This window comes from Bradyrhizobium altum (assembly GCF_020889705.1).
Taxonomy (GTDB): Bacteria; Pseudomonadota; Alphaproteobacteria; order Rhizobiales; family Xanthobacteraceae; genus Bradyrhizobium; species Bradyrhizobium altum.
In genome coordinates this window covers 1-14,873 of the sequence record NZ_JACMYP010000062.1, presented here as the reverse complement: position 1 = coordinate 14,873, position 14,873 = coordinate 1, and the positions used below count along the sequence as shown (strand labels likewise).

Annotated in this window: 3 protein-coding genes and 1 pseudogene; 1 reads left to right on the top strand and 3 read right to left on the bottom strand. The window is 65.0% G+C overall.

Annotation, left to right across the window (positions count from 1 at the left end; genetic code table 11):
• Positions 1 to 440 precede the first annotated feature (440 nt).
• Positions 441 to 3,544: pseudogene (locus H8B02_RS17365) on the bottom strand (DEAD/DEAH box helicase).
• Positions 3,545 to 4,146: 602 nt separating this feature from the next.
• Here H8B02_RS17365 and H8B02_RS17360 point away from each other — a divergent pair.
• Positions 4,147 to 6,120, top strand: a complete 1,974-nt coding sequence (locus H8B02_RS17360; RefSeq protein ID WP_229167349.1) for a substrate-binding domain-containing protein — start codon at positions 4,147 to 4,149, stop codon at positions 6,118 to 6,120.
• A gap of 110 nt (positions 6,121 to 6,230) precedes the next feature.
• On the opposite strand, the gene H8B02_RS17355 is transcribed toward H8B02_RS17360, so the two are convergent.
• Together H8B02_RS17355 and H8B02_RS17350 are read right to left on the bottom strand one after the other, a co-directional pair.
• The gene (locus tag H8B02_RS17355; RefSeq protein ID WP_229167348.1) at positions 6,231 to 7,139 is read right to left on the bottom strand and encodes an FkbM family methyltransferase; all 909 of its coding nucleotides are present in this window, start codon (positions 7,137 to 7,139) and stop codon (positions 6,231 to 6,233) included.
• A gap of 170 nt (positions 7,140 to 7,309) precedes the next feature.
• Positions 7,310 to 14,839 carry a filamentous hemagglutinin family protein gene (locus H8B02_RS17350; RefSeq protein WP_229167347.1) on the bottom strand — a complete coding sequence of 2,510 codons (7,530 nt, stop codon included), beginning with the start codon at positions 14,837 to 14,839 and terminating at the stop codon, positions 7,310 to 7,312.
• Positions 14,840 to 14,873 lie beyond the last annotated feature (34 nt).

The window sequence follows — 14,873 nt, the reverse complement described above, 5'->3', positions numbered from 1 at the left end:
GCGCCGTCCTGCCGAGAAAGCGAAAATCGGTGCCCGTTCCGGCACCGCTGATTCCGGCTCCGTGCACAATATTTCGGCGCAAAAATACCGATATCTGAACGACATAGCCCGCCTCAAATACCGTCGACTCGCGCCTGGAAGGGGGCATTCCGATTGCTCGGAGCAGGCTGGAAGACGGCGGACCGACCGCCTCTTATGTGCACTACCGGCGCTACATGTCACCGCGATGTCAGCGTGCGGGATCAGTCGATTTGTTCTCCGCAGACGCTGCGCAGTGAAATATCTCCACTGCGCGCGTGATGCACTCACAAGGGGCGATGCGCTCCGATGCAGTCACAAGACTCGCATCTGACGAGAGTCAGGCGGCGCCGTGAAGCGCGGCGCGATCGGTCGCATCGGGGATGCCGACGACGAAGGCTTGGCCAAGAGTAACGTCGTACTCACTCGTCCAAGATATCGAGCAGATCATCGATCCGCTCGAACGGCGGTTCGTTTGTCTTGCCTGAATAAAAGACGCGATCGCCGTCGCGTTGTAGCGATCGTGCTCTGGATTTAGGCAGCCTCCCCGGCAGAAACGTCGCTGCGACGGCCTCCGGCCCGACGTCGAGCCTCACGATACCTCGCCGCTTGCAGTCGATCCTGAGCCTTGCCGCTGTGAAGAAATCCCGGCCGGCGGACGGCAGCTTGCCGAAGCGGCGAGAGGTTTCTTCCTCCAGATCTTCCAGATCGTCCTCGCTTCGGCACCTCGCGACGCGGCCATAGATCTCAAGGCGCATGGATTCCGATTGCACATAGCTCCTGGGCAGCAGATCCGCGAGTGGAAGGTTGAGATCGGGCACCCAAAGATCCGCGGCCCGGTCGTTGGTCTTCTCCGAAGCCTGTTTCAGAAGGTGGCTATAGAGCACCGGCCCGAAAACCTGCACGTGGCCGGATTGCCGCTCGGAAAGCAGATCTCCGGCACCTCTGAGGTCCAGATCGCGCTCGCTGATCGCGAAACCGGCGCCCGGTCTGCTGAACTCCTCGAGAACGGCCAAACGCTTGCCGGATTGCTCCGAGTTCGATTCCGTCAGCATGTACGCGAAGGCGCGCGTGCCGCCGCGTCCCACCCGCCCTCTGAGCTGGTGGAGCTGTGCCAGACCAAACTTCTCCGGCCAACAGACCACGATGGTGTTCGCCCGGGGAATGTCGAGACCGCTTTCGACGATGTTGGTCGCCAGCAGCACGTCGGCCTCGCCTTCGACGAAGCTCATCATTCGATCGTCAATCTCGTCGGCCGGTAGCTTGCCATGCAGGCAGACGATGCGCAGCTCCGGGGCCACCGCCTGCACGCGTGCCAACAGCGGATCCAGATCCTGGATGCGCGGACAGATCAGGAAGCTTTGCCCGTGACGTCGCTGCTCGCGCAGCAGTGCAGCGGCAATGGCGGCGTCCGAAAGTGGCGCGATCTTGGTCACGACCGGAAGCCGATGGACCGGCGGGGATGCGATCACGCTGAGGTCTCTGAATCCGGCAAGACCCGCCGCAAGCGTGCGCGGGATCGGCGTGGCACTCATCCAAAGCGTATGGACGCTCTTCGCCAGGCCCGAAAGCTTCGCCTTCTCCGCCGCCCCGAAGTGCTGTTCTTCGTCGACAATGACCAGGCTCAGCTTGGCGAATTTCACGTCCTTCGATGCGATCGCCTGCGTGCCGACCACGACCTTCATCTTTCCGCTTCGCAGGCCTTCCTTCGTCTGCTTCATCTCCGCAGCCGACGTCGCGCGCGACAAGCTTCCGACTTCGATGCCGAGCGGGGCAAACCGTTTGCGGAACGTCGCGACGTGCTGCCTTGCCAGGACGGTCGTCGGCACGACGACTGCAACCTGCTTGCCTGACAGCGCAACGGCCGCCGCCGCGCGCAAGGCAACCTCGGTCTTGCCAAACCCGACGTCGCCGCAGACCACGCGGTCCATCGGATGCCCCGACGCAAGATCATCCAGCACGTCTCGAATCGCCTTCGCTTGGTCGACGGTCGTAAAATATGGAAAGCGCGCGACGAACCGCTCGTATGCGGGACCGGGAGCGACCAGCTTGGGAGCGCGCCGGCGGCGTCGCTGCGCGATGTGTTTGGCAAGCGCCTTGGCGGCAACCTGAATTTCCTGCTCCGCCTTGGTCCGTCGCGCCCACCACGTGCTTCCGTCCGCCTTGTCCAAGGTCAGCCTGCCGCGCTCCGCCGCATACGGCCAGATCAGCGCAAGGTCGGCGGGCGGAGCGAGCACGGCATCATCCCCGGCAAATCCCAGCCTGATCATCTCGCGCGATGACCCCTTCCCCATCTCGAGGGTTTGCAAGCCATCGAGCACGGCCAGCCCGCGCTGCAGATGAACGACGACCGCGCCGCGCTCCGGCACGTCGGGATGATCGAATGCCGCACTCCAGGCTCTGGCCATGGGCTGCGGATGATGAGCCCGGCTGCCGAGCACGTCGGTCGCCGTGACGACGACAAGCGGCTTGCGGCCCGAACCGATGAAGCCGGTGTCGAAGTCAGCCAGCAGCGCTGCTTCGCCACCGCGCCCCTTCGCCGCCTCGCTCCAATCTCCGACGCGCTCCGCCTTGATCCCGCTCATGCGCTCGATCGCGCGCAGGTCGTCCTCCACCGCCGCAACAAACACCAGCCGCGATCCGGCGCGCTGCGCGTCGGCGACAAATGCGCGGAGCGCTTTTCGCGACGAGGCGACCTTCGAGAAATCGGGCGTCGGGGTGAACGCCGCCTTGCGCGGCAGCGCACTCATGCGCTTGGTCAGACGCTTCCAGTCGACGGGGCCGAAGTAGTCGCGCTCCGTCTCTCTGCGGCCGGCGCCTCCTTGATCGTGCTCAGCCAGCTATCGGCATGACCCGCAACTCCGGCGTCCGCGATCCAGTGGGCGCGCTCACAATAATCCGGCAGCGCCGCCCGCTGTGCCCGCTTGCCTCCCAACGCAATCCGTTCCGACATCGGATCGATGAGCAGCTCCTGGGTGTCGAACACGACGTCGTGTTCGTTGGGATCGACCCCGACGATCCTGCGGATCACGCCACCGGAATGCTCGATCCTGTACGGCCCGAGGGCGCCGGCAGGAAACACTTCGAACGTCATTCCGTGGAACAGGACGCTTCCGGGATAGTCCGCCTCTTCGTCGAGATCGTATCCCAGAGGTTCCAGACGATCCTTGAGATCCTGCTCGGAATAGCGCGCACCGACCTTCAGGCTGATGCTGAGGCGGCCCCAGCTCGCGGGCAACGGCAACCGTTCCATGATCGCCTCTGCCGTCGACACCAGGAAGACCGGCTTCCTGCTCTTCGCAAGACGCCGCAACACCGAGCTCCGCCTGCCGGCGATCTCGTGCGACGGCTCCAGCCCGTCAAACGGCAAGGTATTCAGCCTCGGGAACACCAGCACCTCGAGCGAAGGATCGAGCGAATGCAGCACGCTGCCGAGGCGCTCCGCCCTGTTCTCGCTCTCCGCAAGGAAGACGATGCCGTCGCGCCCGGACTTCTTCCATTGCTCGAGAAGATGCAGCGCCAGCATGCCGAGTGGCGAGGAGGATGAGATCCCGGAACGCGTCAATCCCTTGCTTTTCTTCTTCGCGCCAGCAGCTGCGCGGGCCTTCTTGGTATTCGCCACGTCAAATCCATCGTTATGTCGTAAAGTCCGATCGCCTGGTGACAGGCACGTCAAGTCGATCGCGGCCCGCCAGCCCCCCCGACGCACGCGGCCAGCGACCTCATTACAGTCTCGCACTCGCGTTGGATAGCGGCGGGTTCGGGATCAATTGCGACATCGGGGGATGTCTCACCATTCTGATTGCAATCCAGCCTTCACATCGGATCGCTCCACCCGGGCGTCCGAGAATTCAGCGGCCCGAAAAATCACCACACGCCAGCTGCGCATCGCGCCAGCTCAAATTGTCTAAGGGGTGTGAGCCACATCGGCGCCGATGCCGACGACGACGCGCAGGGCTGTTCGCTCTGCACGGCGAACAGCTTCGATTGTCTTGAGACGTTCCTGCAAGGTCTTCTTCATCGCCGTCCCATTCACAGCCATCGAACAAGACGTTCTGGACATCACGAGGTCGTCAGGCGGTCGCGCGGCGCTGCTGTGTTCACGCAACAAAAACAGGGAAGGTTATCATGAAGACGAAATCGTTCGCCGAACGCGTGCTGGGCACGACCTCGCTGGTCGTGTTGTCGGCCGCCGCCATGATCGGAGCCCAGCAACCGGCTGCGGCCCAAACCGGCATCTACGGCGGCGGCAGTACGCTGTCGTCGCTGGCGCTGCGGCAGATCTTCGACTGCTATGCGGGCGCGACGCTGGCCAATGACGGCCAGGCGTTCTCGCCGAGCTTCTCGACCGCAACGCCGAGCCCGAACCTGCTGCCGACCAGCTGCACCATGTTCTCGACCTCGGTCGAGGGCCTGTTCGCGGCCGTCGGCTCCGGCAACGGCCAGCGCGCCTACATCGCCGACGATGCGCGGCAACTGTTCCGCGGCAGCCCGGACTCCGCGCCGACCGTGGTGCGCAAGCCCTCGGCCAAGCCGCCGTTCCGCGATGCCGCCAATGCGGCCTTCAAGAGCTATCCCTATCCGCGGCTCGACTTCGCCGCCAGCGACGCGCCGCTCGCCAGCTCGATTGCAAGCCTGACCACCATCTCGTTCAGCAATTTCGTCCCGTCGACCAATTGGCAGAACACGCTGCTGATCGGCGCCCTGAGCAAATCGAACGCCAGCTTCAACACCGCGGCCGTCGGCGCTCCGATCCAGGTCCCGGCCATGGAGGTCCCGGTTGCGATTGCGGTCAACACCTCCAATTCCGCCTCGGGCGTGACCTGGACCAACCAGTCGGCGCTGTCGCCGAACAGCCAGGCCGGCGGAGCGATCCAGCTCTCGGCCGCCCAGCTCTGCGCGATCTTCTCGGCGACCGTGACGGACTGGCACGACGCCTCAACGCTGATCCCCGCGCTCGACGCCAACGGCGTGCAGCAATTCCAGCATTTCTACGACGCCAACACCAACGGCTCGCTGACCCCGGTCGCCTATACCAGCGGCCGGCTGCCGATCAAGGTGGTCTACCGTGCGGATGATGCCGGCGCGAGCTTCATCCTCACCAACTACCTCGCCAACCTCTGCCCGCTGCTCGACCCGACCGGCACCTACAACTACAAGAAAATCTTCACCGGCGTCGGCGTCGGCGGCAGCACCTCCGCCAACCTGCCGGCGGGCAAATTCTCCCGCCTGCTCGACAACATCAGGGCGGTGAAGAGCTCCGACCAGAGCGACCCCTATGACGTGGATGACGACGAGGAACGTCCGGATCCGCACTGGATCAGCGCGTCGGGCAGCAACCACGAAGCGCTGAAGATCGGCACGGACCCGCGCTTCGCCGGCCGCATCGGTTATCTCAGCGCCGACTTCACGCAGCCCTATGCGCAGACCGTGACCGAGGAAATCGCCGGTACCACGATCTCCGCGGCGGCTCCGCTGTCGGCCAGCGTCCAGAACGAACGGCAGCGCCTGCTCGGCGTCTATCATCCGGGCCAGGTCGGCAGGAACGGCAGGGCACAGAACTTCGTTCCGCCGACGCCGAACAATGCCGAGCTGGCGTTCGCCAACCTGACGGCCCCGGACATCACCAGCAGCTATGATGCCTGGAACCTGTATGCCCAGGTCTATCCCGCCGGCACCGTCATTGGCGGCGTGACCTATGACGGCCTGTCCGTGATCGGCATCCCGCTGCAGTCGCAGACCGACTATCCGATCACCGGCGCGAGCTTCCTCAACGTGTACAGCTGCTACGGCGACACCGCCGGGACGCGGGTGCCCGCCGTGAAGAACTGGCTCGCCTGGTTCTACGGCGGATCGGTCACCGGGCTGCCGAACTACAATCCGGCGACCTCGAACTCCGACAACCCAGGCTACGATCCGAACGTCGCCAAGGTCATCCGCAACAACGGCTTCCACGAGCTCGACGGCGTGTGGGCGACCAACGTCCTGAATGCCTACCTGACCTCGAGCGCGGCCGGCGGTTCCTCGACCGCAATCGCGGCCTACAGCACGTCGGGTACGCAGACCGACGGCTGCACGGGCGTCACCGGCGGCGCGAAGTAACACCAATATGAGATCGTGATCCGGAACGACCCGGATCACGATTTCACGCAAGACTCAGCAGCCGGGTTCTTGATCGGGGCCCGGCTGTTTCTGCCGTCTCAGGCGGTCTCTCAGCTGGCCTTGGCGGCGGCGCGGTGCGCCGCGGCGAGCTCGAAATAGCGGCTTCCCGCATGGGGGACGATCGCATCGCGGTTGAGCAAATGCTGGATGCAGATCGCCGCGAGGTCGTAGGAGCCGTAGCAATGATGGGCGACCAGCGCGAGATGCTTGAGCTGCTCGGAGCTCATCGCGTCGGCCTTGGTGAAATCGCGGACATAGACGGCGTCGGCCTCGACCAGCTGATTGAAGGCCTCATAGGGATTGACGCCGCGCATCGGCCAGATCATGCGCTTGTCGATCGCCATCAGGGCATGGGGAATGAAGCCCTGGCTGCGCAGCTCGAGGTCGATCTCGCCGAACACCGGCTGCTGCTTGTACAGCGGGAGAAACGAGACCTCGGTCTGGATGAGGATCGCGTCCGCGAGCCGCCGCCGCCCATTCTGGAAGATCGCGAGCTCCGAACCCTGCACGTCGATCTTGAGATAGTCCAACGCATCGATCTCGCCGACCTCATCGAGCCTGTGGGTCGCGATCTTGCTGTCGGCGAGGATGCGGCCCCATTCGTTGAATCCCTGAAAGTGCTTCAGCATCACGGGATCGGGCTCCAGCAGGCTGGTCATCCCGGGCGCGGCACAGACGCGGAGGCGGGCCTGCTCGCCGTTGCCAATGACGTAGGGCAGATAGGTTTCGAGCTCGCTCTTGCGGGCATTCAGTTCGGCCAACGCGCTGGGCTGCGGCTCGAAGCCGAACAGCCGGCACAGCCGCTTCTGCAGCAGCGGCACATAGGGCGGGACGTCGATCGGGTTGGCGCCGATATCGACCACCGCGGTGAGACGTTCAGGCGCAAGCAGAGCGCCCAGAGCATCAGTATCGGCAGATGACGCTAATGGCGCGGACGCGATTGATGCGGATGACGTCATGGGACCTTACAGGGAGCACGAAGCGCGTCTCTGTTCCTCTGAACGGTGAGCCGAAGGGCATTGCGTAGCCCGGATGAGCGCAGCTGGATCCGATTCGCATGCGAACCCGGGTGTCGCTTCGCTCACCCGGGCTACGGAGATGATTGCCAACATGACCGCGGCAAGGACCGCTACTGCCCACCGCCGCGGCGACGGCGCTCGTCGTCGCTGCCGTTCGGCTTCTGGCTGCCGCCACCGCTGCTGCCCGCCGGCGCCGTGTCGTCGCCGCCGCTGCCGCCATAGCCCAACACCTCGACGATTACGATCGAAGGCTGGTCGTTGGGCTTGTTCGGCGCGGGCTGGCCGGCCTGCTGGGTCGCAGCGGTTGCGTTGTTGTTGACCGCGGACAGCGTGGTGCTCGGCGTTGGCGTGGAGGCGAGGCCCGTCACCGTGCCGGTGGCCTGCAGGTTGAACGCGTTGAGCACGACCGGCGCCACCAGTGTCACGTCGGTGCCGCGAACGCCCGCCGCGCCGAGGTCGATGGTGCCGCGCGGCGCGATCAGGGCGACGTTGCTCTTGGTCGGATCCTGGCCCGGCAGCGTGACCAGCGCAGCGATGCCGGCGCCCGTCACCAGCCCCTGCGGGTTGATGTAGCAGTAACCGTCAGCGGTGCAGATCTCGCTGAGCGCAGGGCTCGAGACATAAGTCTTCGGTCCCGCGCCGGCGCTGATGTCGCCATTGGCGGTGAACACGCCGATGTCGCCGCCCTGCTGGGTCATGATGCGGCTCTGGTTGACCAGGATCGAAGCGTCGGCGAAGGCCCGGATGGTGCCGCCGCCAAGCGTCAGGATGCCCTCCTGGTTCGGTGTCAGCGTGTCGAGCGAGGAGTGGCCGACGGTGATGCCGCCGCCCGGCCCGACGATGTTGACGTCGCCGCCCATCTGGGTCTCGAGCACGGAGGCCGCGACGTTGAACCTGCCGGTCGCGATCTTCGGCGCGGCCTTGCCGCCGACGCTCAGGCTGTCGTCGGTGTAGCCGTAGCCGGCCGGGAACAGCGTGGAGATCGCGGTATAGGCGCGGGCGTACTGACCGAAATAGGGACTCGACGGATTCTTGAAGTCCTTGCCCACCTGGATCAGGAAGTCGAGGAAGGCGCGGTTGACGAGAAGCTGCTGCCGCGCCTGCGGCAGGCCCTGGAAGGTGGCCCAGGCCTGATCGCGCGGCTGGCCGAGGACGGCGGCGATATCGGTGAGGAAGTCGATGCCGCCGGCGCCGGCATGCGCCGGATCGACATAATCGGCGATCGCCGCCGCATAGTTGATGCCGGGCTTCACGCCGAACAGCAGATCGAGCTCGGCGCCCTTGGACGGCAGATAGGGCTTGAGAGCGTTCGACGGCAAACTGGTGAATGCGCCGGCGACCGCGCTGCCGTTGCCGATCGTCGCGATGCCGCGTGTCGGCGCGTCGGAAGCCGAGAAGGAGCCCAAGTCATTCCCGGCCTGCAGCACGAAGGTGCCGGGGCCATAGAGAAGATAGGAACCGCCGACCAGATCGTTGCCGGCAACGATGCTGGTGATGTCGGTCGCGTTGTTGTTCTGGCCGACGAAATTGAAGCTATTGTTGGCCAACGGCGTGCCGTTGCTGGTCGTCGAGACGCCGCCGCCCGGGGCGATCCCCGCGTAGATGTTGTTGCCTGCTTCGATCCGCGCCGGCTTGATCAGCGTCAGGCTGGCGCCAAAATTGCTCACGGGATCGACGGCGTAGATATCCTTGCCGGCCGCGATGACGGCCTGCACAGGATCGTTCGCATGCAGTGCCTGGGTGAGGGTGGCCATCGGCATGCCGAGCGGGCTGATGACGTTGGTGACGTCCAATCCATTAATGGACCCGACGTACTGGGTAATGCTGCTGTTGATATCCGGCATCGCAAGGCCGGCCTCGAGGTTGATGGTTCCAGCCGCGAGCAGGCTGACGGTGCCGCCGTTGCTCGGCATCACGCTGCTCACGTCCGTCTTGCTCAGGGTCAGATTTCCGCTGAGCGCCGTCAGGTCGAACGTGGCGGGCAGGAGTAGCCCGACAATCGCGGCGTTCGCGGTTCCTCCGAGCGCGGCGGCGGTTAGCCCGCCATTGTGAACAAAAAGTCCGGTGATCGGCACCGGCTGGACGGTCGACGAAACAGTCGGGCCTGTCACGTCGCCGGTCAGGCTGGACAGCGAAATGCCGCTTTCTGGACCATAGCTGGTGAACATGTTGCTCCAAGCGAAGTTATCTACGCTGGGCAGCGCACCAGGCAAATATCGCTGAGGATTCGTCTGCGCCCCGGCGTTGAGCGGCAAGGTGGCGGGATCGTAGACGTTGCCGAGCGTCACCGAACCGCGCGCGGCCAGCGTGATGAAGCCGTCTTGCACCGCCAGCAACAGAGGCAGCGCATAGGTGCCATTGATCGAGCTTCCGTCGTTCGTGATCCCAAGCGTCGGCAGGCCCCCGTTCAACGGATTGCTGGCGGTGGCCTGGACCGAGCCACCCACCCGGATCACGCCGGCGCCGCGGCCGACCAGGAAATCGCTGCTCAGGAGGTTGCCGCCGGCGGTCACGCTGAGATTGCCGCCGCCGTAATAGGTGACCTTGGGCGGATTGGCCGACGTGAAACCGCCACCAACCAAGAGCGTCTCCGGCAACGACGCGCCGATATCGATGATATCGGCGCCCGCCGACAGCGTGACGTTGCCGCCGCCGAGCGCACCGAAGCCCTGGAAGAAGGTGGCGTAGTTGACCCAGGCCGCGGTCTGGCAGGCGACCGAACCAGCGGCGGCGCAAGCCGCGAACGGCGTCGACGTGCCGTTCGAGAGGCCATAGTGGATGTACCAGTCGCTCCACATCTGGCCGGTCGAAGCGCCGGTCACGCCGGTCTGACTGCCGTCGGAATCGGTCGGCATCTCGATGCCGATGATCGACCCGCCGGCGGTGACGGTCACCGAGCCGCCATTGGTGGCCCAAGCCGGCGTGCTGACGAGACCATTCGGATTTAAGAAGTAAGCGTTAGGTACGGTCGGCGCGTTGAAATCAGCTGGGGTAGCCGTTGCAGCACCGGCGGTGTAGATCGCACCCGGCACCAGCTGGTCGCGGAGTTCGACATTGCCCGCCGCCGCGATGGTGATGGAGCCAGTACCAGTACGCACGAGGGTCGGGATATAGATTTTGTTTCCACCCGAAGCGGATGGGAATGAATTCAGATAGGACGTATGGCCGTCGATGGTGACACTACCCGTGATCGTTGATGACTGTGACACAACGATCACGCCGTTGGGATCTGCCGTAGACGTATCGGCAGTGAAGGCCGCGCCGGCAACGATATCGTAGGAGAAGCTCCCCTTGCCGCTCACGGCCGCCGACATCAGTTGCGACGCCGAAGTCGTGTTGTAGACAACGACGGGGCTTCCTCCAGGCGCGTTGTAGACCGCCGGATTGTTCGCGATCCGGTCGGCGGGAGGCGTCGAATCTCCCGAAGGCATGTAGGTGCCCTGCAGGGTCGCGTAGGCTGGCGGCGGTGCCGGCGGCGTTACCGCGATAGCGGCAAGCACCCCTTCTGCGAAGTCGATTCCGGCAGCATGGTCCTGGGCTCCCGGGAGGTTCGCTGGGCTGATAAAATTGCTCAGTTTGCCCTTATTACTATTGACCAGGTTAGTATTGATGACGCTCAGGAAGTAGGCCGTCCACTTTGTTGCGTAGTCTGCTGCCCCGGTGACCACGTTGCCGGTCCCTGAATTGTACAGCAACCTGCCAATGCCGTTGGTGAGATTGTAGTACTGTGTCCTCGTGGTGGGCGCGGCCGGGATCACGTTGACTGATGGATTCACTCGATTGAGGACCCCGGGTATAGTGTTGGTGTAAGCCACGAAATCGGCATAGGACAGCACGATCCCCCCGCGCGCCGAAACGCCGGTCGATGGGTTGATCCCATTGACGTTGACGCCGATCAGCTCGGTCTCGTAGGCGCGGAACATCCTCAGGTACTGGGAATAATATTGATTGTATTGATCGATCACGGCCAGGTCGGTGGTGGAAATGACGACCGGCTGTGCCAGCTTGAACTGCAGCGCGAGCGCGTTATAGGCGGCATCCGACAGCCCGAAGAATGCGGCGCTCGGTGAGGCCGTGGGCGATGAGGGGCCCGGCCACGAGCCGTTGGTCTTCACCAGATAATCGACGATCCCGCTTGAATTGTAGACCAGATTGTTGCCGTCCGGGAACATGCCGAGATAGGCTTGATAGAGGCTCGAATTGAGTTCGCTCGCATAGAGCGCAGACGCGTCCCCGCCGCGGGGCGTGTAGTTGACAAAGAAGCCGTCGCTGACCGTCGCGTTGATGTTGACGTTGTTCCCCGCTTGCAGAACCAGCGACCCGGGCTCGCCGCCGGTCGCGGTGCGATACACCAGCGAGACATGGCCGGATGCATCGACACTGCCAGCGCCCAGATTCCAGTTGCTGGCGACCGTGATGTTGCCCTTGTTGATGTCGAGGCTCGGATTGATCAGATCGATCTCAGGCCGCACATGCATATTGGCGAAGCTCGCTCCGCCTCTTGCCGGCGCCACGGCAAGGTTCTGCACGAAGCTCGCCAGCGTGTTCTGATAGAAGCCGACGTGATCGGCATTCGGCGCCGTGACGATGAAGATCGTACCGGTCGCCAGCGGCGCCTGCGGCGTCGGCGCCACGATCGCATTGCCGTTCTGATCGGTCGTGTTGCCGTTCTGATCGGTGCCCGGCAACGGATTGCCGGCGGCGTCGAACCATCCGGCCGGATCGATGATGCCGTCGAAATGCTGCGCGCCGGTCGAACTGTCGGTGGTGCTCCACACCGCGTAGGGGTTGAGCACGACACCCTTGCCGATCGGGTTGCCGCCACCATCGACCACGCCGCGGACGGTGCCGCGGAAATCGACCTTGACGGTGTTGTTGGTGAGGATCGGCGCGCGGATGATGACCGCCCCGCCGGCATTGTTGATGTTCGGCCCGCCCGGGCCGCCGCTGACGTCGAACATGGCGCCCGGGGCGACGCTGATCGCGCCCGAGGTCGACATGTTCTGATAGCCGTAGGTGGCGTTGACGGTGCCGTCGGGCGTGCCTGTGGTGCCCAGCGTGATGGTGCCGCCGGTCTGCACCAGGCCGGCGGCGGCGTAGGCCGGATCGGACGGATCGCCTGCGGCGTAGGACGCCTTGAGCACTGCGCTGACGCCGATGCTGACGCCGCCGGTCGTGACGCCGCCCGCGGTAACGCCGGCGCCGTAAAGCGAGATCTGGCCGCCGCTCGGCCCGCTCGCGTCGATGGTACCGTTGACGACCACGCTGCCATTGTTGGCAACCAGCAGCACCTTGCCGGAATTGAGCGTCTGGCCGGCCTCGATGCGGATGTCGCCGGTGCCGAGCCGCACCGAGAAGCCGCCGCTGAATGCCGGGAGCGGCAGGCCGGCCGCCCCGCCGAGGCTTCCCGCCTGCAAGGTGAAACTGCCGCCGAGATCCTTGAACGCGGCGCTGCCGTCGAGCGCGCCGTCGAGCGACGCGGCGTTCGCAGCCAGGATCGACAGCGATCCTGCAAAGCCGCGGCCCGCCCCGGCCACGCTGACGGTGGCACCCTGCCCGACGATCACATTGCCGGTCGTCGACGCGAGTTGCACATTGCCGCCCGGCGCGTCCTGGACCACGTCGAGGATCGTGATGCGCGAGCCGGACGCATCGATGAGGGCGCCGCCACCGAGCACAACGTCGCCAGCGGTCGCGGTCAGGCTGACCTTGCCGGACAGCGCCTGGATCGTCGCGCTGTCCGTGATCGACCCGCCCGCGACAGCGAGAACGCCGCCGATATTGCTGGCGACACTGGCGGGCTTGGTGCCCGCTGCGGTGACGAGGCTGATGTTGCCCAGCGTGCTCAGCGATTGCGTCGCGCCGCCATTGACGACGATTGCCGGCGCGGACAGCACCATATTCGCGGCGGCAGCGCCGCCGCCCGCGAACGTCACCGTCGGCAGGTTCGAATAGCCGGTGCCGGCATTGGTCAGCGTCACTCCGGTGACGGCGCCGCCGGACACAATGGCTGTCGCCGTCGTGCCGGATCCGCTGATCTTGATGGTCGGGGTGCTCAGGTAACCGTCACCCGGATTGGTGAGATTGATTCCCGTCACGTTGACGACGGCCTGCGCCGTCGTCGCCACACCACCCCCGCCGTTCGCGAAGGAGAAGGTCGGCATACTGGTATAGCCGGAGCCCGGATTGGTGACGGTCACGCCGACCACGCCCAGCGACGCGGTCAACTGAGCGCCGCCGTCCCCGGTGGCGCTATCGACCGAGATGGAGTCGACAAAGCCGGGGAAGCCGGAGCCGGACGAGGTGAGCTTGACGCCGGTGACCGCACCGTTGGCATTGACGATGGCCGTACCGGTTGCCGTGACCGGGTTGCCATTATTGTCGGTTCCGGACACCGTGACCGGATCGCCATTGCTGTAGCCCGAACCGCCGCTGACAACGGCAAAGCTGACCACGCCAAGCAACGCGGTGGCTTGGGCGCCGGATCCGCCGCCGCCCGAGATGGTCACGTCCGGGATGCTGGTATAGCCGGTGCCTGGGTTCGCGATCGTTACTCCGCCGATATCGAACAGCAGCGCCGCAGCCGCAACCGATCCTGTATCGAGCGTGCCATTGCCGCTGAATGCAATCGCCCTGCCGGCGTTGAAATAGATCTGGCTGAAGCCACCAAGGTGCTTGGTGCCGACATCCTCGGTGATGACCTGTGAAGCATTGAGCGTGAGGATGCCGCCGGCGCCGGTGATGCCCGTGCCGGTCGCGCCACTGGTGTTGGCGAGATCGATGTTGGTGGCATTGACGGTGGTGCTGCCACCCTGGCTGTAGAGCCCGGCGCTGTCGAAGGTGAGCGTGCCGATCGGATGCGCGGCATCGCCGATCTGCAGTCCGCTGGCGTCGTACAGATTGATCACGGTCGCGCTGCGCAGCCGGACCGAGACCGCACCGTTGAAATTCGCCAGTACCGCAGGATTCAGCACAATGCCGGTGCTGCCGCCGCCGATGTTGATGACCGATCCGGCGATGTCATAGTTCCTGGCGTTCAGGATGGCGTTGGAGGCGAGCGTGCCGCTGCCGCTGGTGTCGAGCGTCAGTGCGTTGCCGCCGTCGATGACCGTACCGGCGCCGATCGAGAAGGCGCCTAGCGGTGTCTGGCTGCTCGGCGGCGGACCGTTGCCCGCATATTGCCCCGGGACATAAATCCGGCTGACCTTCACCGTGTTGCCGTTCGAGACACGCAGCAGCGCGCCGTCGCCGCTGGCGAAGACATAGCTGCCGTCGGACTGCTTGACCGGCAGCGCGCCGATCATGATGTCACGGTCGGTACCGCCCGGCACTGCGCCGATTGCCCTGACAACGCTGCCGTCACCGACGACCAGACCCCTGCCGGTAACGAGATTTCCGTCACCGGCAAGCGAGACAAGAAGCAGTTCGGGCCCGGTCAACGGATGCGCCGCGTCGGTCAGGACCTCGAGATTGAGCGCGCTGGCGGTGATGTTCTGGACGCCATCGACGACCTGCGCGGTGCCGCCGATCAACACCGATGACGCCCCGAGGCGGCTGATCTGATCGGCATCGAGCACGAGGTAGTTGACCGAACCGGTGCAGCCCGGCGCGCCTCCGGCAAGGCAATCGCCCGCCGGCACCGCCTGGTCGGCGGCGCGGATCAGGATGTTGCTG